This window comes from Flavobacterium sp. J372 (assembly GCF_024699965.1).
In the GTDB taxonomy this organism is placed as follows: Bacteria; Bacteroidota; Bacteroidia; order Flavobacteriales; family Flavobacteriaceae; genus Flavobacterium.
Genome location: NZ_JAJOMZ010000004.1, coordinates 3,097,067 through 3,122,509, shown reverse-complemented (window position 1 = coordinate 3,122,509; position 25,443 = coordinate 3,097,067). Strand labels below are relative to the sequence as shown.

At 42.1% G+C, this 25,443-nt stretch carries 18 protein-coding genes and 1 pseudogene; 8 read left to right on the top strand and 11 right to left on the bottom strand.

Going from position 1 to position 25,443, the window contains the following annotated elements; all coding sequences use genetic code 11:
* Window positions 1-277 precede the first annotated feature (277 nt).
* From LRS05_RS15320 to LRS05_RS15285, 9 genes are all read right to left on the bottom strand, one after another.
* The gene (locus tag LRS05_RS15320; RefSeq protein ID WP_257869112.1) at window positions 278-1,996 is read right to left on the bottom strand and encodes an ATP-binding protein; all 1,719 of its coding nucleotides are present in this window, start codon (window positions 1,994-1,996) and stop codon (window positions 278-280) included.
* Window positions 1,996-3,123, bottom strand: coding sequence for a sensor protein KdpD (locus LRS05_RS15315; RefSeq protein ID WP_257869111.1), 1,128 nt, complete (start codon window positions 3,121-3,123; stop codon window positions 1,996-1,998). Before LRS05_RS15315 ends, LRS05_RS15320 begins: the two co-directional genes overlap by 1 nt.
* Entirely contained in the window at window positions 3,123-4,229 is a 1,107-nt protein-coding gene (locus tag LRS05_RS15310) for a porin (RefSeq protein WP_257869110.1), read from the bottom strand. The genes LRS05_RS15315 and LRS05_RS15310 overlap by 1 nt, the downstream gene beginning before the upstream one ends.
* The gene (locus tag LRS05_RS15305) at window positions 4,229-4,789 is read right to left on the bottom strand and encodes a K(+)-transporting ATPase subunit C (RefSeq protein ID WP_257869109.1); all 561 of its coding nucleotides are present in this window, start codon (window positions 4,787-4,789) and stop codon (window positions 4,229-4,231) included. The genes LRS05_RS15310 and LRS05_RS15305 overlap by 1 nt, the downstream gene beginning before the upstream one ends.
* Before the next feature lie 12 nt (window positions 4,790-4,801).
* The gene (kdpB, locus tag LRS05_RS15300) at window positions 4,802-6,841 is read right to left on the bottom strand and encodes a potassium-transporting ATPase subunit KdpB (protein WP_257869108.1); all 2,040 of its coding nucleotides are present in this window, start codon (window positions 6,839-6,841) and stop codon (window positions 4,802-4,804) included.
* Window positions 6,842-6,852: 11 nt separating this feature from the next.
* The gene (gene kdpA, locus LRS05_RS15295) at window positions 6,853-8,556 is read right to left on the bottom strand and encodes a potassium-transporting ATPase subunit KdpA (RefSeq protein WP_257869107.1); all 1,704 of its coding nucleotides are present in this window, start codon (window positions 8,554-8,556) and stop codon (window positions 6,853-6,855) included.
* A gap of 3 nt (window positions 8,557-8,559) precedes the next feature.
* The gene (locus LRS05_RS17705) at window positions 8,560-8,637 is read right to left on the bottom strand and encodes a potassium-transporting ATPase subunit F (RefSeq protein WP_374707794.1); all 78 of its coding nucleotides are present in this window, start codon (window positions 8,635-8,637) and stop codon (window positions 8,560-8,562) included.
* 103 nt (window positions 8,638-8,740) lie between these two features.
* Complete coding sequence (locus LRS05_RS15290) at window positions 8,741-9,022, bottom strand: hypothetical protein (RefSeq protein ID WP_257869106.1); 282 nt, start codon at window positions 9,020-9,022, stop codon at window positions 8,741-8,743.
* Between the two features lie 166 nt (window positions 9,023-9,188).
* The gene (locus LRS05_RS15285) at window positions 9,189-10,538 is read right to left on the bottom strand and encodes a sigma-54 dependent transcriptional regulator (protein WP_257869105.1); all 1,350 of its coding nucleotides are present in this window, start codon (window positions 10,536-10,538) and stop codon (window positions 9,189-9,191) included.
* A gap of 447 nt (window positions 10,539-10,985) precedes the next feature.
* On the opposite strand from LRS05_RS15285, the gene LRS05_RS15280 reads away from it, so the two are divergent.
* Window positions 10,986-12,728 (top strand): helix-turn-helix domain-containing protein, encoded by a 1,743-nt coding sequence (locus LRS05_RS15280; RefSeq protein ID WP_257869104.1) that lies wholly within the window; start codon window positions 10,986-10,988, stop codon window positions 12,726-12,728.
* A gap of 203 nt (window positions 12,729-12,931) precedes the next feature.
* Complete coding sequence (locus tag LRS05_RS15275; protein ID WP_257869103.1) at window positions 12,932-15,484, top strand: T9SS type A sorting domain-containing protein; 2,553 nt, start codon at window positions 12,932-12,934, stop codon at window positions 15,482-15,484.
* Window positions 15,485-15,565: 81 nt separating this feature from the next.
* Here the strand turns inward: LRS05_RS15275 and LRS05_RS15270 are convergent, their stop codons facing one another.
* On the bottom strand, window positions 15,566-16,360 hold the full coding sequence (locus LRS05_RS15270) for an SDR family oxidoreductase (protein ID WP_257869102.1): 795 nt from the start codon (window positions 16,358-16,360) through the stop codon (window positions 15,566-15,568).
* Between the two features lie 318 nt (window positions 16,361-16,678).
* Here LRS05_RS15270 and LRS05_RS15265 point away from each other — a divergent pair, with 318 nt between their 5' ends.
* Window positions 16,679-18,478: a PAS domain S-box protein gene (locus tag LRS05_RS15265; protein WP_308224982.1), complete on the top strand. Its 1,800-nt coding sequence runs from the start codon at window positions 16,679-16,681 to the stop codon at window positions 18,476-18,478.
* A gap of 109 nt (window positions 18,479-18,587) precedes the next feature.
* Here the strand turns inward: LRS05_RS15265 and LRS05_RS15260 are convergent, their stop codons facing one another.
* Window positions 18,588-20,000, bottom strand: coding sequence for an APC family permease (locus tag LRS05_RS15260; protein WP_257869101.1), 1,413 nt, complete (start codon window positions 19,998-20,000; stop codon window positions 18,588-18,590).
* 76 nt (window positions 20,001-20,076) lie between these two features.
* Here LRS05_RS15260 and LRS05_RS15255 point away from each other — a divergent pair, with 76 nt between their 5' ends.
* The 5 genes and pseudogenes from LRS05_RS15255 to ruvA all read left to right on the top strand — a co-directional run bounded on the left by LRS05_RS15255 (window position 20,077) and on the right by ruvA (window position 25,374).
* The gene (locus LRS05_RS15255; RefSeq protein WP_257869100.1) at window positions 20,077-20,370 is read left to right on the top strand and encodes a GNAT family N-acetyltransferase; all 294 of its coding nucleotides are present in this window, start codon (window positions 20,077-20,079) and stop codon (window positions 20,368-20,370) included.
* Between the two features lie 29 nt (window positions 20,371-20,399).
* A complete protein-coding gene (gene ruvB / locus LRS05_RS15250) occupies window positions 20,400-21,422 on the top strand; it encodes a Holliday junction branch migration DNA helicase RuvB (protein WP_257869099.1) in 1,023 nt (340 codons plus the stop codon).
* Window positions 21,419-22,343: pseudogene (queG, locus tag LRS05_RS15245) on the top strand (tRNA epoxyqueuosine(34) reductase QueG). The gene ruvB and the pseudogene queG overlap by 4 nt, the downstream one beginning before the upstream one ends.
* Before the next feature lie 102 nt (window positions 22,344-22,445).
* Window positions 22,446-24,743: an NADP-dependent malic enzyme gene (locus LRS05_RS15240; protein ID WP_257869098.1), complete on the top strand. Its 2,298-nt coding sequence runs from the start codon at window positions 22,446-22,448 to the stop codon at window positions 24,741-24,743.
* A 49-nt stretch (window positions 24,744-24,792) separates the two neighbouring features.
* Window positions 24,793-25,374, top strand: a complete 582-nt coding sequence (gene ruvA / locus LRS05_RS15235; RefSeq protein ID WP_257869097.1) for a Holliday junction branch migration protein RuvA — start codon at window positions 24,793-24,795, stop codon at window positions 25,372-25,374.
* Window positions 25,375-25,443: the final 69 nt, after the last annotated feature.

Here is a 25,443-nt window from a genome sequence, read left to right as displayed (position 1 = left end):
TAGTGAGCCATCACCACCATAAACTTAACTTTTTTGTATCTTTGTAGGGAAATTATACCGTTCTTTAAATCAGCAAGTTAAGCAGGTTAAGTTTGTGGCAAAATCGTGGCACATCCAACCAAATTTATACAAACCCAGCAACCACGCGGGTTGAAAAGGTGGGGTTCGACTCCCATCTTCTCCACAAGTTTTGAAGCCGCAGCAGATAATGTTGTGGTTTTTTTTTTTAGCTGCCTGCAAATTCTCAGAATGCTCTTTAAATTCTTCTATGCTAACGTTAGCCATGGTTCCGTCTGAAACCTACCGTAAATATACTCCCACGCCCAATGTCACTTTGTAATTTGATGTAACCGCCCATCGCCTCAATAAATTCTTTACTGATGCTCAGGCCTAGGCCTGTGCCATCTTTTTCATTGCCGGGAACCCTGAAATATTTTTCAAAGACCTTGCCGTGATGCTCTTCCGGTATCCCGATCCCATCATCCTGCACCGCAATCTCAACGTATGCCGGCGTTAGGGCTGTATGAATTTTAACTTCAGAATTTTCATAAGAATACCTGACTGCATTAGAAATAAGATTTGATATGATCCACTCTGCTTTTTCTGCGTCAGCTGAGATTTGTGGCAAATGAGTTAGTTTGGGCACAATCAATCGTATGTCTTTACGTCCAGCTATTTTATCGTTAGATTCAATGGCTTTCTGTATTATTGGTGCAATATCTAAATTTGCCAATTGAAATTGTGCCTTCCCTGTTTCTACTTGTGTTATGTTAAGCAACTCGCCAGTGGTTCTAAGCAAGCGCTCGGTATCTTCCCGAAGGCTTTCAACAAGGCTTAATTGCTCATCATTAAGTGCGCCTGTTTTTTCATTTTCTAAAAGCTGTAGGCTCATTTTCATGGAAGCTATAGGTGTCTTGAATTCATGGGAAACAGTAGCAATAAAATTTGTTTTGGCAGCGTCAAGTTCTTTATAAGCTGTAATGTTTCGAAGTATCATGAAGGTTCCTATATGCCTCTTTTCAGCCTCCCCTGTTGGTAATATATTAATCGGAACAATCAGCTGTTCAAAGTGGCTTTCCTTATCATTGCTGTATATTTTCAGGTTCTCGCCCTTTGCGTTCCCACTCAGCATATTCTTGAGAAGGGTTCGCAAAAGATCATTTTTCAGTGCCAGTTCTTCAGCCTTCCGGCCAATGACTTGTAAGTTAGCAAGGCCTGTTATTACTAATGCCTGCTCATTAATAAACAATATCCTGTTTTTATCATCAAGGCCAATAACCGGGTCTGAGAGGCTGTTAATAAGTGTTTCTATGCGTTTTTTTTCAATCATCAGCTTAGCAAGGTCGGAATTGTTGTATTCTTCGAGTTTCTCGGCCATTGTATTAAATGACCTGGCGAGGACTGAAAATTCATCATTGCCTTTATTATATACCCTTTGTGAGTAGTTTCTGGATGCAATTTGCCTGATGCTCTCTGTTAATTCCCTTATCGGATTTGCAATGTATCCCGGAACATTTACTAACAGTGTAAAGCCGATTATAAGGCAAAAAGAACTTGTAAAGGAAAGCCATAATACAGACTGCTCAGCATTAGTTTCCGCCTTGAGGCTCTTACGCTTTATGGCATCCATGTTAAGCTTCATAATATTGTTCAGGTCACCCCTGATTTCCGCTGCACGTAATGGGGTAGGCGAGAGTATGTAAGCCTTGTAGTCATCATAAAGCTCAGCTGTATATTCCTGTTCACCAATCTCAGTAACGTTATTTAACTGCCTGTTTAGAAATTTGCTGAATTTAGCTCTCTCAAAGTCCGGGCCTCCCTCGTCCAGAATCTTATACATATTGCGCGAATAATCCAGTGACTGGTAGTTTGCCACCAGTATATTGGAAGTGTCTGATGAGAGTTGGCGTACCTGCCAAATGGCAAGGCCTGCCAGTGCTATGGTCAATGCAAATAACAGGCTTAGCGACAGCGCCAGTTTTGTTTTGATTTTCATTATGAAAGAATGATTAAGTCAATTTCGCTTTTGGAAAGCTTATTTAGCAGCGAATTAAATATGTTTGTTGAAAGGATAACCTTGATAAGGGTAAGGTGTGGCTTGCCGATGCATATCGTAGTTGCCTTACGCTCTTCGGCTTGCTTTATAATAGCAGAGGCAACACTGCCCGATTGCACGCGGATTACTTCTGCGCCAAGCTCGGTGGCAAGCTTGAAATTATTGATCAGGTGGCGCTGCTTGTCAAGCGCTATACGATCCGGCTTTTCACCGGGTAATTCAACATACATCAGATACCACTTGCTGTGGTAGTAATTGGCAAGCCTTGCGGTTTTACGTATAACTGTCTTTGCCGTACTATGATTACTGCTGATGCACGCCAAAAAGCGTTCGTGCCTTAAGCTGCCCGAACCTGTGATTTCTGATTCTACTTTCCGCTCAACCTGGCTTGCAACTTCCTTAAGCGCCAGTTCCCGAAGCTGGAGTATGTGCTGTGATTTAAAAAAGTTATTGAGTGCCGGTTGAATTTTATCGTCAGTATAAATTTTTCCTTCTTTGAGGCGGGTAATCAGTTCGTCGGCAGTAAGGTCAATATTTACAACTTCATCTGCGGCTTTAAGCACACTGTCAGGTATGCGCTCCTTTACCTCAATTCCCGTAATTTCCTTAATGTCATCATTTAAGCTTTCTATATGCTGGATGTTCACAGCGCTGATTACATTAATCCCCGCGTCAATAATATCCATCACGTCCTGCCATCGCTTTTCGTTTTTGCTGCCTTCAACATTGGTATGTGCCAGTTCATCCACAATTACCACTTCCGGGCGAAGATTGATTATGGCCTGCACATCCATTTCTTCCAGGTATTTGCCTTTATAAAAGATAGAACGTTGCGGAATGACGGGCAAACCCTCCAGTAGTTCATGTGTTTCTTTTCGGCGGTGGGTTTCTACAAATCCTATCTTAACATCAATGCCATTGCGCAATAACGTATGGGCTTCCTGGAGCATGCGAAAAGTTTTGCCTACACCGGCGCTCATGCCGATGTAGACCTTAAACTTACCCTTTCTCGACTTTTGTATCAGGTCAAGAAAGTGTTTTACATTATTTTCCTTTTCGCTTTCCATTAAAATGAAATTGCCAGTGCGGTAGCAATAAAGTTGTTATTGTGTGACGTATCATCATTGCTTAGGAAAACATCATCTTTGCTGTTAAATGTCCTTGCTTCAACCCTCCACACTACATTGCTGTAGATATTGTAATCAAAATTAAGCGAATATCCGAAAGTTTGAAAGCCGTTTTCCGTGCCTGTTGCAATTATTACTCCTTCCTTATCTGTGTAATACTCACCGCGGGCAGCAATGGCAAACCGGTCGCTGAAGGCATAGCGTGCAATAATCACAGGCGAATACCAGCTGCTATAACGCTCGCTACCCTTGCTTTTTTGCTCTGCACCGATATCAAACCCTGCGGTAAGCCCAAATTTCTCAGTGAGTTGGAAAATTCCGTAGAGGTTATGGAAGTACCTCATGCGTTTGTCTGCATCAGGCTTGTCGTTGCCGACAAATGAGCTGCTATTAAGGGTTACTTTTGTATTGGGCTTATATGTCAGCTGATGCCCGAAAGAAAGGGTTTTATTTCCTTCTACCTTTTGTATGCGCTGCCAGCCGTTCAATACAAGGCCACTTATAAACCACTTGCCTGATGGCGAGGTGTATGACAGCTTTGCGCCGCTCTCATAATAAGGAGAGTTATCTGCCAGAATGCTTCTTGTAAGGGTCCAGCAATCTTTACCAACAGCACTTTCAAAGCCGATATGCGAAGCGAATATCCCTGCATCAATCCAGATGTTTGCAGTCTTGCTCAGTTTCACTCCTATATTGGCTTCGTACACGTTTTTTAATGTCGATTCTTCAGCGGCAAGGTTGGCATTGGCATACGAACCTGCCATCAACGCCAGATTACCGCGTACTATGCCGTTGTCGTAGGCTGCTTTAATAAAGCCCAGATTGAGGGCTACCTCATTGTGGCGGTTGTGCGAATATATAAATCCGGGGCGGGTGTTGCTTTCCGGCTGCCCAAAATCGTAGGTATAATATACTTCCGCATAGCCGCTGAATTTTAATGCCGGGATTTCAGGTTGTGGTAGTATTTTTATTGTATCGCTGGTTTGTGCATTTACAGCCCCGCAAGTTAGCGCAGTGATTGCAAAAGCGGATAAAAGTGTTTTCATTACTTAATTTTATCTAATGCTAAGTTAAGTTTTAATACGTTGATTTTTTCGGTTCCCAAAACGCCGAGAAGCGGGGCTTCGGTATTTTCTTTAATAAGTGTTTGTACTTGCTCTTCGCTTATGTTTCTTGCGTCTGCTATTCGTTTTACCTGTACCCTGGCACCCTGCACAGAAATGTTCGGGTCCAGTCCGCTTCCCGAAGCCGTTACAAGCTCACTTGGAACATCAGCGGCAGTCAGGTCCGGGTTTTGCAAAAGGAAAGTGTCTATGCGCGACTGTACAGTGGCAAGGTACTCAGGGTTTGAAGGGCCTTTGTTGCTGCCGCCTGATCCGGCGGCATTATAGTCTACCGCACTCGGGCGGGGCCAGAAGTATTCCGGTTTGGTAAAGCTCTGGGCTACATTAATGTGGTATTTTTTGCCATCCTGTTCTACAACAAAGCCTTTACCCTGGTTGGGTGCAAGTTGTGCCACACCCCAGATAGTCATGGTGTAAATCCCTGAAAAGAAGACTGCACAAAACAAGGTGAGCCTTATTGCAGATATTATGTTCTGTTTCATTTTTATTTATTTTTAGAAGAATACTGAAACCAGCATATCGATTATTTTGATTCCGATAAACGGTACTATCATGCCGCCCAACCCGTAAATAAACAGGTTACGCCGCAGCAGGGCAGAAGCGCCTATCGCCTTATAGGCCACCCCTTTCAAAGCTAGCGGTATAAGAAACGGGATGATGATCGCGTTGAATATCACCGCCGAAAGTATCGCGCTTTCAGGGCTGTGCAGGTTCATTATATTAAGCCCCTGAAGCGATGGTATTGCCATGATGAAAAGCGCAGGAATGATAGCAAAATATTTTGCCACGTCATTAGCGATACTGAAGGTGGTGAGCGTACCCCTTGTCATCAGAAGCTGCTTGCCTATTTCTACAATTTCAATGAGTTTTGTTGGGTCATTGTCAAGGTCAACCATGTTGCCGGCTTCCTTGGCTGCCTGTGTTCCGCTGTTCATGGCAACGCCCACATCTGCCTGCGCAAGGGCAGGCGCGTCATTCGTACCGTCACCCATCATCGCTACCAGTTTGCCCTGCTGCTGCTCTGCTTTTATGTAATTCATTTTGTCTTCAGGCTTCGCTTCGGCGATAAAGTCATCCACACCAGCTTTTTCAGCTATGAATTTTGCAGTGAGGGGGTTATCGCCGGTTACCATCACAGTTTTTACACCCATCTTCCGCAGGCGCTCAAAACGTTCAGCAATACCGGTTTTAATGATGTCCTGAAGCTCGATAACCCCTAATACTTTCTCATTTTCTGAAACCACAAGAGGCGTACCTCCATTTCCTGAGATCCCCTCGACTTTACGGGTAATTGCAATTGGGAAGTTGTTGTCTGCTTTTTCTACAATGTTTTTAATGGCATCATAAGCACCCTTGCGTATCCTGTTGCCTTCATAATCGATTCCGGAACTTCTGGTTTCGGCGGTAAACTTTATAAACACCGGATTTTTTGCCTCATAGCTTAGCGGATTCACGCCGGCCAGTTCTATTATCGACTTGCCTTCGGGAGTTTCATCGCTCATTGAGCTGAGTACGGTTGCCCTGATGAAGTCTTTTTCAGATATGCCTTCTGCGGGCCAGAAGTGTGTTGCCTTTCGGTTACCGATGGTTATTGTTCCTGTTTTGTCCAGAAGCAGTACATCAATATCACCCGCAGTTTCCACTGCTTTGCCTGACTTCGTGATCACGTTGGCACGCAATGCCCTGTCCATTCCCGCTATACCAATAGCAGAAAGCAAACCGCCGATGGTTGTTGGAATGAGGCATACAAACAGCGATATAAATGATGCTATGGTAATGGTAATATTGGCATAAGCTGCAAAAGGCTGCAGTGTTGTACACACGATGATGAAGACCAGGGTAAAACCTGCAAGCAATATTGTTAGGGCAATCTCATTCGGTGTTTTCTGCCTCGAAGCGCCTTCTACAAGAGCAATCATCTTATCAAGGAAGCTTTCACCCGGATCAGTCGAAACCTGGACCTTTATATAGTCTGAAAGCACTTTAGTACCACCGGTCACCGAACTTTTATCGCCTCCGGCTTCCCTGATCACGGGAGCGCTTTCTCCTGTAATGGCGCTCTCATCAATAGTTGCAAGCCCTTCTATTATTTCACCATCGGTCGGGATGATATCACCTGGCTCGCAGATAAAGATGTCACCCTTTTTTAGGGTAGAAGAAGTGACTGCCTGAACTTCATCCTTGTAAATTTCTCCAATTAATTCAATTTTTTTAGCCGGTGTTTCTTCGCGGGTTTTGCGCAGGCTGTCGGCCTGAGCCTTGCCACGCGCTTCTGCAATGGCTTCTGCAAAATTGGCAAACAAAAGCGTAAACAGCAGAATCATGAAGATTGTGAAGTTGTATGCAAAGCTTCCCTGGCTTGTTTCACCCATCAGTATCCAGGCACATACGCATGCCATAATAGCTGTGCCTATCTCTACCGTAAACATCACCGGGTTTTTAATCAATGATGAGGGATTAAGTTTTACGAAAGATTGCTTTAATGCCTGTTTTACCATGTCACCCCGGAACAGGGCTGTATCTTGACTTTTCATTTCGTGTGGATTTATTTGTAAAGTGAAAAATGTTCGGCAATTGGCCCCAGCGTGAGTGCCGGGAAGAATGAAAGTGCAGCAACTATGAAGATTACAGCAAAAGTCATGAAGCCGAATGTAGGCGTATCTGTTTTCAGAGTACCGGAACTTTCGGGAACATATTTCTTCGCAGCCAGTATTCCCGCAATGGCAACAGGCCCGATAATAGGGAGGTAGCGTGCCATGAGCATTACAATGCCACAGGCAATGTTCCAGAACGGCGTATTGTCGCCCAATCCTTCAAAACCGCTGCCGTTATTAGCTGATGATGAGGTAAACTCATAGAGCATCTCACTAAACCCGTGGTAACCCGGGTTGGCAAGCCAACCGGCATATTCTTCGGGATTGCCTGCATATACATGCGAGGCTATTGCCGTACCGGCAAGGATGAGCAAAGGATGCAGCAGTGCAATTATCATTGCAATCTTCATTTCCTTCGCTTCAATCTTTTTGCCTAGAAATTCCGGTGTGCGGCCTACCATCAACCCACTAATGAACACTGCGAGAATGATGAATATGTAAAAGTTGAGGAAGCCTACGCCCACACCTCCGTAAAAGCAGTTAACCATCATTCCTAATAAGGTTGTCATGCCCCCAAGCGGCGTAAAGCTATCGTGCATGCCATTTACCGAACCGTTGCTGGTGCAGGTTGTGTAGGTTCCCCAGTTAGCAGTTGCCGCCGCACCAAACCGCACCTCTTTACCTTCCATATTACCCATGGCCTGTGCAATCCCCATTTTATCAATCGCAGGATTGCCATTCATTTCGGCATAAACTGAAGTTATAAGCAGCAGCATGAAACCTGCAGTCATTACCCCGAATATTGTCCAGGCCAGTTTTTTTCGCCTTAGTACATAGCCCATGGCAAATATCATGGCAATAGGTATAAGAAGGATACTTACAGATTCGACAATGTTGGTGAGGTAATTTGGGTTTTCCATCGGGTTTGCCGAGTTGGGTCCGTAAAAACCGCCCCCGTTAGTGCCAAGCTGCTTGATTGCCACAAATGCCGCTACCGGACCTCTGCTGATATTTTGCTCTTTTCCTTCCAAAGTAGTGATCGTATCCTTACCCTCAAAAGTCATCGGAGTTCCGTTGAATACCAGGATAATGGCCACTACAACAGCCAATGGAAGTAAAATCCTTGTGCATGAACGCACAAAATAGCTGTAAAAATTTCCAAGATGTGCCGTAGTCCTTTCTTTCATGGCATGAAATACCATCGCGCAGATAGCAATACCGCACCCCGCACTTATAAATTGCCATAACATAAGTGTCAGCTGGCCCAGGTAAGACAGGCCAGTTTCGCCACTGTAGTGCTGCAGGTTGGTGTTTGTTATAAAGCTTACTGACGTGTTGAAGGCCAAATCGCCGCTCATCGAAGGGTTGCTGTCGGGGTTAAGCGGCAGCCACTCCATGTTGGTGAGTACAAACATTGAGATAAGGAACCAAAAAAAGTTGATTACCAAAAGCGCGCCCAGATGCTGCTTCCAGGTCATTTCCCGGTTAGGGTTGATGCCTCCAATCGTAAAAAACAGTTTGTCAAGCGGGTTGAATATCCTGTCGAGCCATGTGCTCTCATAATTAAATATCTTGCCAATGTAACGGCCCAGCGGGATTGCCAGCAGCAGCACTAGTCCATACATCACAATAATTCCAAAAATTTCACTGTTCATCGTTTAGAATTTTTCAGGTTTTACAAGTACGTAGCAGATGTATCCGAACACCAATAATGCTACAATAAATAATACTGTCATAGTTTTAGACTTTTTCGAAAAAATCGACTGATTTGATAAATAAGGCAAAGAAGGCGATGCCGGTTACGTAAAGGATAAGTGTCATTTGTATTAATTTGAAGGTTTATATTCCTGAAGCGTTGACCTGGGCAATGTATTCTTTGCGCAGGGACTGCGGAAAAAGGTCGGCGATACTGCATTTGTGCAGTTCCATAAAAGTGGATACCGAGAAGACATAAATGTTAGCGATCAGGTTCTTTGTCTCGGCATTACCATTTGCCAGTAGCTGTTCAGCTATGCCCAGACATCTTTTTGCCCTTGGTATATTGCCCTTACGGATAAGGTTCTTGGTAATTTCTGCGAACTGTACCGCCTTGGCAGATGCAGATTTGACATGGTTTCTCATTATGAAATGATTTTATTGTTTTGCACCATAGTAGCCAAACAGATACCATAATATATGAGATTTGGTAAATGTATGATATACAAGAGCCTATCGCCGGGCAGGGCCAATCAGGAAATAGAAAACCCTATCATTATGATAGGGTCGGTATTTCAAAATGAGAAGTTTTTCAGGAATTTAAATGGTACTCATCCATCTTTCTGTACAGGGTAGCAACTCCAATATTTAATAAACGGGCTGTCTCTGCTTTGTTTCCGCCAGTATAATTGAGCACCTTTTGAATGTGCAATTTTTCTACCGCAGCCATAGAAAATGCTGAAAGCATTCCAGATTGCTCTGTTCCGGGGGGCTGGGTTCTGAGTTCGGCGGGAAGGCTTTCAGGAGTTAACGTACCGGTAGTCTCAAGAATTACGCTACGTTCCATGATATTCTTTACTTCACGTATGTTACCCGGCCATTGGTGTGATTTTAATATATGCAGCGCCTCTTTAGAAATTTGCGAAATCTTTTTATTAGTCTTTCGGGAAAAAATATTCAGGAAGTGTAAGGAGAGCGCCTCGATATCTTTCGCACGTTCACGCAAAGGTGGCAGGTGAATAATAAAGGTTGAGAGGCGGTAGAACAAATCTTCCCTAAACTTTCCTGTTTCTATCTCGGTTCTGAAATTGCGGTTTGTTGCGGCTATGATCCGTACATTAACCTTTCTTGCTTTACTACTGCCCACTTTGAAAAACTCACCGTTTTCAATCACCCGCAGCAGCTTGGCCTGCAAATCTATAGGGAGTTCCCCGATCTCATCAAGAAAGATCGTGCCCCGGTTTGCTTCCTCAAAGAGTCCGGTCTTTTCTTTTAAAGCTCCGGTAAATGCTCCCGGCATGTGCCCGAACATCTCACTCTCCAGCAGGTCATGGCTAAATGCGGAACAATTTATAGCGACAAAATTTTCATTTTTTCGGAGACTATTCTGATGTATTGCATTAGCAAACACTTCTTTTCCTGTACCAGTTTCGCCGGTCAAAAGCACAGTTGTATCGGTCGGGGCAACTCTTTTCGCTAATTCTATAGCTTCAAGAATGCTTTTGGATTGTCCTATTATTCCCGAAAAGCTGTACTTCTGCTCAAGCTGCGCACTAAGGTTTTCAACACGCCTCTGCAGAGTGGATTTTTCTATCGCGCGATGAATTAAGGGTATAATCTTATTATTGTCATCACCTTTGGTAATATAATCAAAAGCCCCGTGTTTAATAGCCTGCACTCCGTCAGGAATATTACCATATGCCGTCAAAAGAATGATTTCTATACTTGGATATTCTTTTTTGATGGTGTTGGTAAGGTCTATCCCATTACCGTCAGGTAGTTTTACATCAGAAAGTACTATATCTATATTTTCCTGCTGTAATATCCGCAAAGCTGATTTACAGTTACCTGCCTCGAATACCTCAAACCCTTCGAATTTGATTATTCTTGACATAAGGCTTCTCAATTTTTCCTCATCATCAATTATAAGTATCTTTTTCACGGCATGTATTTTAAGCAAATTTACCTTTTTTAGGTAAATTCTTGCTGGGTTTTAAAACTTACATCCATTGGAAAAATTAAACTATAGGAAGCAATTTCTTCTCTACCTTATTAATTTCGGAGATTAACGATGACTTATGGATTTTGTTTCGGCATATCCAACAAGAGTTTTCATATGTTTACTTAGCTATTAGCCTGCATGAAGTAATGACTTTCCGTCTGAGTCCTTGAATGAAAATCAAAAAATCTTCAAATGATTTAAAATTTTACCTGAAACTATACCGTCCTTTAAAGATCATCAAACTAAACATTGGATTAAAAGCTGTATGTTTTGAGAAAAGCTATATTTTTGCAGCGACAATTGTCATAAAGTTAACATATTTACATAAAAAATTGCGGCAAATCCATAGGAATATGCTGCGGTTTTTTGTCTCAATATTCCACATAAATGAATTCCATTATTACACAGTCTTTGAGAGAAAAACTCTTAAAAGTACTTACTGTGCTATTATATTTTTGCTGCACGTTATTGTGTAACGCACAAGAATTGACTGCCTATGAAAACATTCAAACCCGCAATATTCAAAAGCTCCTATTAACAGACCCCGAAAAAGCATACGAGGAAGCTAAAAAGTTGACGCGTTCTTCAAACCAGTTTGCCAGATATTGTGGAGATTATTATGTGGCAACATATTTTTATACAAAATGTAACTACCCAAAATCCGAAAAACTTTTGTTGGCCCTTTTAAAAAGTATTGATGAGAATCAAACCTTAAATAGCAGGGAAAATTTTAAAGATTTAATGGGAATGTGTGTTAACAAGCTGTTTTATCTCTATAAGAACATTGGCGAATATAATCAGGCATTAATTTTACTTACTACATATAATGATAAGATCCCAAGTGACCGTTATCAGCAACAGTTAGGTATTTTGAAAGTCGCGATGGGTGATTATACACACGGCATTGAGTTATTGAAGAATGATTTGCGTACTTCCAAGCACGTAAAATTGGGCGTTGCAGAACAAAAGGAAATGAATGATAAGCTTTTTGCAGACAGGCATAATGAAATTGGGGAGGCTTATCAAAAATTCTATCTTCAGACACGTCAAAAAAAATATCTTGATTCGGCCGATGTTTACTTTAACAGAGCGGCAAAACTAATGCTCAATGATCCGCTGCAGGCTGATTATACCCAGGCGCTCTTATACATGCACAAAGCTAAAAGCGCTGTATTGAAGGGCGATTATTCAAAAGCACTGCATTTTTATAAGATGCGGAAATTTCACCCTGAAATTCAAAAGAATCTTCGGACTGCCCAAATTTTTGATTTAGGGATGGCTGATTGTTATTTCCATTTGAATCAGCCGGATTCCGCTATTTATTTTTCGAAAAAATTTATCAAAAACTATGAGGTTACCAAGGTATCTAAAGAAAATCTACTGATAGTGTATTCACTTCTTTCACAAAGTTACAGCCAACAAAAAAGGACAGAGCTGGCCTACAGCTACGCTAAAATGAGCCTTGAACTTATTAAAGAAATGGATAACATTAAAGCTGAGTCGCTGGATTTTTTGCATAACTATGATATCATGTCAATTAAAAAAGAATCTGATGCATTATTAAGCGGGCGGCATACTTTTATAAAAATAATGATTGGCATGGGGCTGCTTTTAGTCCTTGTAATTTCAAGCTTTTATAATTATTACCAAAAGCAAAAACAAAAGCATAAACGATTTTTAGCAATCATTCAAAGATTAAAAGAAAAGAAACCTATTAATTTCATCGTTACTGAAAGCCCTATTGAAGAATCAGGCTCAAAAAATATGGACGATGAATTAGTGCAAAAAATTGAGAGCGGGCTTGCCAGATTAGAGCATAAAGAGGCTTATCTTAAATCTGATTTTAAACTGGCTTTTGTTGCCAAAAAACTGAACACAAATACAGCCTATTTATCGCAATACTTTAATCAGGTTTTACAAAAAACATTTTCTGAGTATACACAAGAATTGCGCATCAATTTTGTGCTGCAGAAGCTAAACAATTCCCCGCAGTTCAGAAACTTTACTTTACAGGCGATTGCCCATGAAATAGGATATAAAGATGCCACTACATTTGTAAAAGTGTTTAAAAAGCAGACCGGCCTTACACCAAACTACTATATTGAAAACCTTCAGAGGAATGACCTGTAAGTCAATAAGTTGTTATAGTGTTTATAGTTTGGGTTTTTATAAATTCTCTTATATATAAATTGCAGGTGTCATACTTCAGCAATAGTTTTACTTCCTCAAGCGGCCATAAAAGCATGGTTTATATTAATGGGCTGCCTGAAAGGTCGTTTGATTTTTTTAATTTATTATTTAGGAACTTAACCAACTTTACATATACAAATTTTATGAAGAAACTTTATTCTCTGTTACTGCTTTTCATTTCAGTTACGGTATTTGCACAGTCGTACAATTTTACGGTGTATAACACCCAGAACTCCGGCATTGCATCAAATAACGTGAACGATTTTAAGCAGTCATCATCCGGAACGCTTTGGATTGCTACCAACAACGGACTTTCAAGAATGGTAGGTAATACATTTACAAATTATAACACTTCAAATTCTGCTATCGGTACAGATATGCTTAACAAAGTGGCTGTTGCAGGCACAACTGTCTGGATATCAACTTACGGTAATGGTATTATTCGCTATAATGGTACAACTTTTACCAATTTCAATACAAACAATCCGGGTATGCCGAATAATACCGCCACAGGTATTGCTACAGACGGCGCCGGAAACCTATGGATGGCATCCTCATCAGGTCTTAGCAAGTTTAACGGTACTACCTGGACAACCTATAACACAGCTAATTCACAAATAGTGTCAAACAATGTTACCTCTGTATTTACAGACAGCAGTAATAATGTTTGGCTTTCGGCAAGTGGTGCTTTGATGAAATTCAACGGTACAACATTTACAATTGTTAACGACCAGGTTGAAAAAATACTTAAAGTTGTTGGAACCACTATTTATGTAGATACTTTTGATGGTTTCGGTAAAATTGTAGGAACCGATTATACAGGTTTTTATCTGGTAAACAACGAATCATGCCTTGCGAGTTGCGGCGTAGAAGCTTTGGGTATTGATGAAACCAATAAGGTATGGCTAGGGCTGGAGAATTGCGGAAATTATGCAGGCGGTATTCAAAGGTTTACCGATTGTACTACCTACAGGACATCAAACTCTATCTTGCCTGATAATAATATCACCTCAATCAATGTAGTTGATTCAAATGTTATATGGGCAGGAACTCTTGAAGGTGGCCTTGTGAAAATAAATAAGACAGATGGTGGCTGCGGTTCGCCTACAGGCCTGGGTGTATATCAGGAAAGCATATCAACATATGCTGCCCAATTGTACTGGACTCCGGCAAACCCTACAACAACAGGCTATACATATTATTATAACACTGTAAACCAGATAGGAGGACAATCAGGGCAAACATCGGAAAGTCATGTTTGGATTGACCAGCTACAGCCAAATACAACATACTACTGGTGGGTATCTTCGGCTTGTAACCAAACCTGGGTTGCGGGCGGCAGCTTTACAACGCTTCCTAATCCTGTAGATGTAACTTGTTTTGTACAAATAGCAGCGGGAGCCACGCATAGCATGGGTATAAAAGCAGACGGTACTCTGTGGGCCTGGGGTGCCAATGAGGCAGGCCAGCTTGGCATAGGAAGCCAAACTAACCAAAGCATACCTAAGCAGGTAGGTACAGCCAATAACTGGCAAAGTGTTTCAGCCGGTTTGCAGCACACCGTTGCAATTAAAACAAACGGTACATTATGGGCATGGGGCAGCAATGCCAATGGCAGGCTTGGAAACGGTGTAACATCGGCTGTAGCTACGACTCAGCCTGTACAAATTGGTACTGCAACCAACTGGAAAAGTGTAGAAGCGGGCGAGGGGCATACTATAGCTTTAAAAACAAACGGAACACTTTGGGGCTGGGGCTTTAATGCTGTGGGTAGTGTAGGTGATGGTAGTACTACAGACAGAAGTGTACCTGTACAAATAGGTACCGGCACCACATGGCAAAATATATATACAGGAGCATACCACAGTTTTGCTATGAAAACCGACGGCACATTGTGGGCGTGGGGACTAAACGCCTACGGACAACTTGGTGACGGTACAACAGTGAGTAAAACATCGCCAGTACAAATAGCCATTACAGGTATTGTAAGTTTTGCTGCAGGTGGTTTCCACGCAGTTGCAGTTAAAACAAATGGTACACTTTGGGCATGGGGTAACAATGAAGCAGGCCAGGTTGGCAACAATACCATTGTTGATAAAAGCACACCTACCCAAATTGGTACAAGCACCACCTGGACTGTAGCCGGAGCCGGAGACCAGCATTCAATGGCTGTAACTGCAAATGGTGTATTGTACTCATGGGGATTAAACAGCAGCGGGCAGCTTGGCATAGGCTCAACCACAAACAAACTTGTGCCAACTTACGTAAACAGTAATTTTGATGGCTGGACTGCAATGGCAGGAGGTTATGATCATACAATTGCGATGCTCCCTAACGGAAAACTGTGGGTTGCAGGCAACAATACTGACGGACAGCTGGGCGTAACAGGTATTACAAGCTCAAATTATCTTACAGATGTGGCATGCCCAACATCAGCTCCGCTATCAAATAATGAATTTGAAGCTGTGGCTGCTATGAAGGTGTATCCTAACCCTGTAAATGATATGCTTACAATTTCTCTTGACAGGGAGATAGATAATATTACAATCTACAACCTGCTTGGGCAGGAAGTAATTACAAAGGTTGTAAAAGCTAATGAAGCTGTGATAGATGTTTCAGGCCTTGGCGCCGGTACATACTTTGTTAAAGCGGCTTCAGGCAATGATGTGAAGACTTCTAAGATTATCAAGAAGTAATAGTTTTTTTTGAGTGAAATAGTGAGAAAACCCCGGTGATGAGCCGGGGTTTTCTAATTATTATTAGTCTCTGAATAATATTTACGATTTATCAGTAGGTTCCTGCATCTTTTTCATCTGCTCTGCCTGCATTGTATCAGGGGTAATATTTCCTAAAGTGGTCATAAGCTTGTTTTTAAAGCCTGATACGATTTTGTCTTTCCCTGCCATTAATGCGTCGTAGCCGTCTTTTGCAACATCCGCAGGGTCAGATAGGTCATTCTCCTGTACAATTTTGCTCCGGTTCATATCAGCTTTATTAAAGAAATCAGTATCAGTAGCGCCCGGCTGCAATGCTGTAACAGTTATTGCGGTATCTTTAAGCTCAGAGCGCAACCCTTCCGAAAAAGACAGCACAAAAGCCTTTGTGCCATGATATACTGCCTGCCACGGCCCGGGAGACTCACTGGCAATAGAGGCAAGGTTTAGAATTTTTCCGCGGTTGCGGGCAATCATTTCTTTTACAAAATGTTTCGTAATGATCATCAGTGAGGCAATGTTTAGGTCTACTATTGAAAGTTCCTTTTCAATATCATTATCCTGAAACAGCCCGTATGCTCCCTGTCCGGCGTTGTTAACCAGTACTTCCACCTCAATGCCTTTTGCAGTTACTTCACTGCAAAGTTCAAAAGCAGCCTCCCTGCTGAACAAATCTTTTGCTATAGGGAGTACTTCAATGCCATTGCCGGCAAATTCCTGTGCCTTTTCTTTAAGCGTTGCTTCATGGCGGGCCACTATTATCAGGTTGTATTTATCTTTTGCAAATAGCTTTGCAAGCTCATAACCTATACCTTCGGTTGCGCCGGTTATTAACGCATAGTTTTTAGTTGCTGACATAATTGTAATATTAAATTGCATATTTCAATAAGAGATGTGCTTATTATATGTCTAAGTTACAATTGCTAAGCTTAAAATTGTTGTAGCTAAATAATAAGGTTTTGCTAATTAACAGAATGAACAAAATTAATTTGTCATTAAAAAAGGTCTAAATTTTTTTTGAAATTCCTAACAATTTCGTAATGTTTGTATACTGGGAGTTGACACATATTTAAAACCGATACAGCCAATGTTTAATGCTTTACTTGTTATATATACTCTGCTTTTAAGCCTTACTGCCGGTTGGTATATAAGAAAATATAAGAGGAAGAAAAAAAACTGGATTTAACTATTAACCGCATTAAAGATGCCGTGATTTCGCTTGACGGTAAAGGCCGATATATATTTTTAAATGACGCTGCCCTGAATATACATCCTTTGGGCCGGGAGAAGACACTGGGTAAAGTAATATGGGACATACATCCGCAAACGGTTGGGACAGTTTTCTGGGACATTTATCATAAAGCTATAGAAACAGGTGTGATGCATGAAGGCGAAAGTTACTATGCTGCACTTGACAAATGGTTTTCAGTAAAGGTATATCCTTCTGATAATGGAACAACAATCTTTTACCAGGATGTTACCGAAAGTAAATCGATAAGCATACAACTCGGCAAAAGTGAAGAGAAGTACCGCACGCTGTTTTATAAAAGCCCGCTTCCTGCATGGTTGTATGATTTTGAAACTTTGCAGTTTATTGATGTAAATGAGGCTGCTATAAGGCACTATGGCTATACACGCGATGAGTTTTTATCAATGACGATAAAAGATATAAGGCCGGAAGAAGATGTAATGCCCCTTCTTGAAGAAATAGCAGAAGTAAAAGAAAATAATTTTGACGGCACAGTAAACAGCACCTGGAGGCACATAAAGAAAAATGGTGATGTAATAATTGTAGAGGCAACCGCGCATTCATTTGAGCATGAAGGACGAACAGTACGGATTGTTATTGTTCACGATATTACTGAAAAGACACTTATGCAGCGTAAACTCATAGAAAACCAGATAAAACTGAATGAAGCACAGGCAATAGGGCATATGGGCTATTGGGATGTTGACCTGAAAACAAACCTGCACACATGGTCGCCGGAATTATTTAAGATATTCGGGCTTGAGGCAAATGAAGCCAAGCCATCTGTGCACTTATTCCTATCATTGATACATCCTGAAGACAGGCAAATTGCAGAAAAACTTATTAAACGTGCACTATATGATCATAAAGACGCAAAAAGGGATTTCAGGTTTGTAACAACATCGGGTGAAAAAAGGCATGGGTATATTGAATGGAAGTTTGAGTATGATTTAGGTAATGTACCTGTAAGGCTGTTCGGGATTGTACAGGATATAACCAGCCGTAAAGACGCTGAAGAAAGCGCGAAGCTTCTTGAAGCAAAGATTAAAGAACAAAAAATACAGCAGCAGAAAAAGATTTCTAAAGCTATAATTAAAGCGCAGGAAAAACAAAAGAACTACATAGCCCAGGAATTGCATGACAATATTAACCAGATTTTATACGGAGCCAGATTTCACCTAGGTGCCGTGGGTAGAAAAAATGAAGCTGTAAAAGAAGTTATTAAAGAGCCGGCTGAACAAATAGGCAAAGCAATGGAAGAAATCCACTCATTGTGCCAAAATCTGGTGTCACCTCTAACGGATGTGAATCTTGAGGAAATTATCAATGATCTTATCCTTAAACTTAACTGCCATGACGATACTTCTTTAAATATCAATTTTTCATATTCAGCGCCAATTGAATTTTCTGATGAAATAAAGCTCAATATCTACAGGATAATTCAGGAACAGCTGCACAACATTTTTAAGTACGCTGATGCCAGTAATGTAAACATATCACTAAATCTTTGTGACGGCTGTATTTGTGTAACTGTGGAAGATGATGGAAAAGGCTTTGATGTAAACGAAAAAAGGAAAGGCTTTGGCATATCAAACATTATGCACAGGGCAGAGGCCTTTAACGGTAAAGTGAAAATAAAAAGCAAGATTGGTGAAGGTACTAAAACAAAGGTTGTAATACCTTATAACTTAGTTGCTGAAGAGGGAACGGAGGTTTATATGGATTAGTATGAAGCATATTAATGCAGCTGCATGCAAATCAATAGAATTTCACCCAGACTTTATAATCAGAGAAAATAAGAATAATGTAGCTTTTAAAACTTGTTCCTAATTGTCTTTAGCTTTTATTTTTTGTTGCATAATACACAGGTATGCCTGCCAGCATAATTAACACACCCCATCCGCAGGTTTCGGGCCTGTCTTTTAAAAGCATAATACAAAAAACTGTAGCCAGTATTATGTAAACTGCTGGCAGCACCGGGTAGCCAAATGCTTTGTAAGGCCTTTCTGCATCAGGCATTTTTTTGCGGAGTATGAAAATCCCGGCAATGGTCAGGATATAAAAAATCACCACAATGATCATCACAAAATCAAGCAGGTCGCCATACTTCCCGGTAAGGCACAGTGCCGATGCCCAGAAACACTGGAACCACAACCCCCAGCCAGGTACACTGGCGCGGTTAAGACTGGCCGCTTTGTTAAAGAACAAGCCATCTTTAGCCATGGTATAATATACCCGGGCTCCTGCCAGTATCAGCCCGTTATTACAGCCAAAGGTAGAAATCATTATCATTATCGCAATAATGTAAGTGCCTGTGCTGCCGAATATGCTTTTTGATGCTTCAACACCCACCCTGTCACTCGCGGCAAACGCAATATCATTAATGGGCATTACAGCCAGGTACATAATGTTGGCAGCAATATATATCACGGTAACTATCAGCGTGCCATAAAAAAGGCTGAGGCCCACATTTCGCTGTGGGTTTTTTATCTCGCCGGAAATGAAAGTTACTCCATTCCATGCATCACTTGAAAACAAAGAGCCTACCATTGACGCTGCCACAGCAGAAAGGAGTACCCCGCCGCCGATGGCATTCCATGCATCAGTGTCTTTTATGTATTGTTTTGCCGTCCAGGCATCAGCCCAGTTGGTATCCCATACATCAGCATTGGCAGCCAGTACAAACCCGAAAATGATGAGCCCAAACAGCGACGCGATCTTGGTAATTGTAAAAACGGTTTGTATGTATTTGCCGTTCTTTACTCCACGGCTGTTGATGTACGTAAGTAATATGATTGTAGCAATTGAAACCAGCTGTGCTGCATTAAGCTTAAAAGAGCCAATTTCATACAGGACATTCTCATCACTTAACGGAGGATAAAGGTAGGCGGCAAACTTACCAAAGGCAACCCCCACGGCGGCAATTGTGCCTGTCTGTATCACTGCAAAAAAGCTCCATCCATATAAAAATGCTATGAGCTTACTGTAGGCTTCTTTCAGGTACACATACTGCCCGCCTGCTTTAGGGAACATGGCGCTCAGCTCTCCGTAACTCACGGCCGCAATCATTGTCATAATGCCTGAAAGTACCCAAATTAATATAAGCCAGCCGGCGCTGCCTACATTACGCACCATATCGGCGCTTACTATAAAGATGCCTGAACCTATCATAGAGCCTACTACCAGCATAGTGCCGTCTAGCAGGCCCAGTTCGCGTTTCATATCTTTTTCGTCAGGATTATTTTGCATGAGGTTTTTGGTTAATGTTGGCTAAAGATATTCAAAAAACCTGCTAAATAATTCTACCTTTATAAAAATCAATATCATGGAAAATTCAGAATTTGTAAATAACCAAAGCCAGAACCAGTTTGAACTTCATAAAGATAGGCATGTAGCTTTCTTGGAATATATATTGCAGAATGATAAAATATATCTTACGCATACCGAGGCGCCGCAGGCTTTACGTGGTACCGGCGCTGCAGCCAGCCTTGTAAAGCAGGCTCTGGAATACAGTCGTGAGCACGGACTTACCGTAGTGCCGCAATGTTCATATGTTGCTAAGTTTATTTCAAAAAATGACAAATACAGCGATGTGTTAAGTGATGGCTACCAGATGTAGCTAAGACTTTTTTACGCTATATTTGTGGCATGAACGAGAATCTGGATCCCACAAATAAGAGCTACAATCTTGAAGAGCTTGACCTTGAGAAGAAACTCAGGCCGCTTTCATTTGATGACTTTACGGGTCAGGACCAGGTATTGGAAAACCTGAAGATATTCGTACAGGCAGCTAACCTTCGCAGTGAGGCGCTCGACCATACGCTATTTCATGGCCCTCCCGGTTTGGGTAAAACAACCCTTGCCAACATCCTGGCAAATGAGCTGGGTGTGGGCATAAAAATTACATCAGGCCCGGTGCTTGATAAGCCGGGAGACCTTGCAGGGCTTCTCACAAACCTTGAAGAACGCGATATTTTATTTATTGACGAGATTCACCGCCTTAGCCCTGTGGTAGAAGAGTATCTATACTCAGCCATGGAAGATTTCAGGATAGACATCATGATTGAAAGTGGTCCTAATGCACGCTCGGTGCAAATAGGCCTGAATCCATTTACATTGGTTGGCGCCACTACACGCTCAGGTTTGCTTACGGCGCCGATGCGGGCACGTTTCGGAATATCAAGCAGGCTGCAGTATTACACAACAGAGCTTTTGACTACAATTGTACAGCGCAGTTCGATGATATTAAAAATGCCGATTACCATGGAAGCGGCTATTGAGATTGCAGGCCGCAGCCGTGGTACGCCGCGTATTGCCAATGCACTTTTGCGGCGTGTGCGTGACTTCGCCCAAATAAAAGGCAATGGAAAGATAGACATTGAGATTGCAAAATATTCACTTAAGGCATTGAACGTGGATGCCCACGGACTTGATGAAATGGACAATCGCATCCTTACCACCATTATCGATAAATTTAAAGGCGGGCCGGTTGGACTCTCAACACTTGCGACAGCAGTGTCTGAAAGCGGTGAAACAATAGAGGAGGTGTATGAACCGTTCCTCATTCAGGAAGGATTCATTATAAGGACACCAAGAGGCAGGGAAGTAACGGAAAAGGCTTATAAACATTTAGGAAGGATAAAGCATAATATTCAAGGCGGATTGTTTTGATTGACAATAAACAGAAATATACAGATTTCATAAAAGCCGAAGCCAAACGCCTCGGCTTTTTATCATGTGGTGTTTCCCGTGCAGGATTTTTGGAAGAAGAAGCTCCAAGACTTGAAATATGGCTTAATGAAAACCGCCATGGCCAAATGCAGTATATGGAGAATTACTTCGACAAGCGGCTCGACCCGACGTTGCTGGTGCCGGGAGCTAAAAGCGTGATTTCGCTATTGCTTAATTATTATCCAGAACAAAAGCAAACAGAAGGTACTTACAAGATTTCAAAGTATGCCTATGGACAGGATTATCACTTTGTTATTAAAGAAAAGCTTAAGGAACTAATGCATTCCATCAACGAAAATATCGGTGAGGTAGGGGGGCAGGGCGTTTGTAGATAGTGCTCCGATACTTGACAAAGCCTGGGCAGCCAAAAGCGGACTCGGTTGGATAGGGAAAAACAGTAACCTCTTGAGCAAACAGGTAGGCTCTTTTTTCTTCATTGCTGAACTTATTGTTGATCTTGAACTGGAGCATGACCATGCTGTAACCGACCATTGCGGCAGCTGTACCGCATGTATTGATGCGTGTCCTACACAGGCTATCATCCAGCCTTACGTGGTTGACGGCAGTAAATGCATATCTTACTTTACTATTGAGCTGAAAGATAATCTTCCGGAAGAGATGAAAGGCAAATTCGACGATTGGGCATTTGGGTGTGATGTATGCCAGGACGTATGCCCCTGGAACCGCTTCAGTAAGCCGCATGCTGAACCGCTGTTTAATCCGCATCCTGATTTGATGTCTCTTTCCAAAAAAGACTGGGAAGAAATTACTGAAGATACTTTTAGGGCTGTGTTTAAAAATTCAGCCGTGAAAAGGACAAAGTTTGAGGGGCTTAAACGGAATATCAGTTTCTTGAAATAGCTGTTATGGAATTTGGCAACGGCTGAAAACTTTACTGTTAAAAGTTTCTGAATTACAGGTATAGGTTTAACTTTGTGGGTTCGTGAAAATAATGATGTAAAAATGAACCAGTACAGTAAACGCCGCGAGGCGCTTTTATACCACGCAAAACCACAACCCGGAAAAATACAGGTAGTACCGACCAAGGCTTATGCCACACAGCGCGACCTTTCGCTTGCCTACTCTCCCGGTGTTGCAGAGCCCTGCCTTGAAATTGCAAAAGATACCGACAAAGTTTATAAATATACCGCAAAAGGCAACCTTGTTGCCGTAATATCAAATGGTACAGCCGTGCTTGGTCTGGGTGATATTGGGCCGGAAGCGTCTAAGCCTGTGATGGAAGGTAAAGGTTTGCTGTTTAAGATATTTGCAGGCATTGATGTTTTTGATATTGAAGTAGATGCTACTGATATTGATAAATTCGTCGAGACAGTGAAAGCAATCGCGCCTACTTTTGGCGGTATCAACCTTGAAGATATCAAGGCTCCGGAATCATTCGAAATCGAGCGCCGGCTTGTTGAGGAACTGAACATTCCGGTGATGCATGATGACCAGCACGGTACTGCAATTATATCATCAGCTGCATTGCTAAATGCGCTGGAACTTGCTGAAAAATATATTGATGAGGTAAAGGTAGTAGTGTCTGGCGCAGGTTCTGCCGCGCTTGCATGTGCTAACTTATATATTGCTTTGGGAGTTAGAGTCGAAAACATCATAATGTTTGATAAAGACGGTATGCTGGTAAGCAGCCGTACCGACCTGAGCGACCTCCAGCTGAAATATGCAAAAGATGGTGAAGCGGTTACGCTTAGCCAGGCTATTAAAGGCGCTGATGTTTTTTTGGGGCTGTCTGTTGGCAATATCCTGACTACTGAAATGCTGAAAAGTATGAATGCCAACCCGATTGTTTTTGCAATGGCCAACCCGGTGCCTGAAATTGATTATGACGTTGCAGTGGCAACCCGAGAAGATGTTATTATGGCAACAGGCCGCAGTGACCATCCTAACCAGGTGAATAACGTACTCGGCTTCCCGTATATCTTCCGTGGTGCGCTTGATGTACGTGCCACTAAAATAAACGAAGCTATGAAAATGGCTGCGGTTTCGGCATTGGCTGAACTTGCCAAAGCCCCTGTGCCGGAACAGGTGAACATTGCGTATGGTGAAACAAAGCTTAATTTCGGGCGCGATTATATTATTCCTAAACCTTTTGATCCGCGGCTGATTACGGTTGTAGCTCCTGCTGTGGCCCGTGCCGCAATGGATTCGGGTGTGGCAAGGAGGCCGATAAACGATTGGGATTCGTATGTTGAGGAATTACTGAACCGCCTTGGCAATGATAATAAGATGGTACGCCTGCTCACCAACCGTGCCAAGACTGACCCTAAACGTATTGTTTTTGCTGAAGCTGACCATTTGCCTGTGTTGAAAGCAGCACAAATCGTGATGGAGGAGAAGATAGGCATACCAATACTTCTGGGTAATAAGGAAACTATTGAAGAGCTTAAGAAGGAGATTGATTTTGAGGGGGAAGTTACAATAATTGACCCTAAGACTGACGAAGAAAATACTCGCCGGAACCACTATGCGCAGGTGTTTTATGATAAAAAGAAACGCCGTGGGGTACAGTTGCTTGATGCGCAAAAATGGATGCGCGAGCGTAACTATTTTGCAGCAATGATGGTGAACGAAGGCGATGCAGATGCTATGGTTACCGGTTTTTCACGCAGTTACCCGACAACTGTGAAGCCGATAATGCAGCTTATTGACAAAGCACCCGGGGTGACACGCATTGCTACAACCAATATGATGATGACCAACCGCGGCCCCATTTTCCTGTCAGATACCGCGATAAACCCGGACCCAACCGCTGAAGACCTTGCCAAGATTGCGCTGATGACAGCGCGTACAGTACGTTTATTTGGTATGGAGCCGGTTGTGGCTATGGTGTCATTCTCAAACTTTGGCTCATCATCAGATAAAAATGCAGTAAAAGTGCGTGAGGCGGTTGATTACCTTCACCAAAACTATCCTGACCTGATAGTTGACGGTGAAATACAGGCCGACTTTGCCCTGAACGCCGAAATGTTGAGCGATAAATTCCCGTTCTCAAAACTTTCAGGTAAAAAAGTGAATACCCTTATTTTTCCGAATCTTGCAGCTGCAAATATTACATATAAATTGCTAAAGGAACTTGATAAATCGGTATCTATCGGCCCAATAATGCTGGGTATGGATAAGCCTGTGCACATCTTCCAGCTGGGAGCAAGTGTTGAAGAAATGGTAAACATGGCTGCCGTTGCGGTTGTTGATGCGCAGGAGAAAGAAAAGCGCTTCCGTATGTCAAAAAAACCAGAATAGCAATCGGTAAAAGAATTTTACTATTTTTGGAAGCATTTAATAAAAATTTATGATAGCACATCTTCAGGGAAGGATGGTTGAAAAATCACCTACAGAGATAGTTATAGACTGCAACGGGGTGGGCTATCAGGTTAATATTTCCTTACATACCTATTCGTTGCTGCCAGATTCTGAAAGCGTGAAATTGTATACCTATCTGCAGATAAAAGAAGACGCTCATACACTTTTCGGCTTCACTGAAAAGGCTGAGCGGGAGTTATTTAAACTGCTTATTTCTGTTTCTGGAGTCGGGGCAGGCACAGCCAGGACAATGCTTTCATCACTTGAGCCAAGGCAGGTTATTAGCGCTATAGCTTCAGGAAATGCAGGGGCTATCCAGGCCATCAAGGGTATTGGTGCAAAGACCGCCCAGCGCGTGATACTTGACCTGAAGGATAAAGTGTTAAAACTCTATGATTTGGAAGAAGTTTCGGCGCCGGGTTACAATACAAACAGGGATGAAGCGTTATCAGCGTTGGAGGTATTAGGATTTAACAAAAAATTAGCAGAAAAAGCTTTAGAGAAGGTGCTGAAGGATAACCCGGCAGCCAATGTTGAAATGATGATAAAGCAGGCATTAAAAAATTTATAATCTTTGAGAACAGATTACGCTACAAACTTTACCATAAAGCTTAAATATATCATCTCGGCGTTATTCCTA

Coding starts and splice junctions, on each gene's coding strand:
- LRS05_RS15320 (WP_257869112.1), bottom strand. CDS start 1,996: ATGAAAATCAAAACAAAACTGGCGCTGTCGCTAAGCCTGTTATTTGCA.
- LRS05_RS15315 (WP_257869111.1), bottom strand. CDS start 3,123: ATGGAAAGCGAAAAGGAAAATAATGTAAAACACTTTCTTGACCTGATA.
- LRS05_RS15310 (WP_257869110.1), bottom strand. CDS start 4,229: ATGAAAACACTTTTATCCGCTTTTGCAATCACTGCGCTAACTTGCGGG.
- LRS05_RS15305 (WP_257869109.1), bottom strand. CDS start 4,789: ATGAAACAGAACATAATATCTGCAATAAGGCTCACCTTGTTTTGTGCA.
- kdpB (WP_257869108.1), bottom strand. CDS start 6,841: ATGAAAAGTCAAGATACAGCCCTGTTCCGGGGTGACATGGTAAAACAG.
- kdpA (WP_257869107.1), bottom strand. CDS start 8,556: ATGAACAGTGAAATTTTTGGAATTATTGTGATGTATGGACTAGTGCTG.
- LRS05_RS17705 (WP_374707794.1), bottom strand. CDS start 8,637: ATGACAGTATTATTTATTGTAGCATTATTGGTGTTCGGATACATCTGC.
- LRS05_RS15290 (WP_257869106.1), bottom strand. CDS start 9,022: ATGAGAAACCATGTCAAATCTGCATCTGCCAAGGCGGTACAGTTCGCA.
- LRS05_RS15280 (WP_257869104.1), top strand. CDS start 10,986: ATGAATTCCATTATTACACAGTCTTTGAGAGAAAAACTCTTAAAAGTA.
- LRS05_RS15275 (WP_257869103.1), top strand. CDS start 12,932: ATGAAGAAACTTTATTCTCTGTTACTGCTTTTCATTTCAGTTACGGTA.
- LRS05_RS15270 (WP_257869102.1), bottom strand. CDS start 16,360: ATGTCAGCAACTAAAAACTATGCGTTAATAACCGGCGCAACCGAAGGT.
- LRS05_RS15260 (WP_257869101.1), bottom strand. CDS start 20,000: ATGCAAAATAATCCTGACGAAAAAGATATGAAACGCGAACTGGGCCTG.
- LRS05_RS15255 (WP_257869100.1), top strand. CDS start 20,077: ATGGAAAATTCAGAATTTGTAAATAACCAAAGCCAGAACCAGTTTGAA.
- ruvB (WP_257869099.1), top strand. CDS start 20,400: ATGAACGAGAATCTGGATCCCACAAATAAGAGCTACAATCTTGAAGAG.
- LRS05_RS15240 (WP_257869098.1), top strand. CDS start 22,446: ATGAACCAGTACAGTAAACGCCGCGAGGCGCTTTTATACCACGCAAAA.
- ruvA (WP_257869097.1), top strand. CDS start 24,793: ATGATAGCACATCTTCAGGGAAGGATGGTTGAAAAATCACCTACAGAG.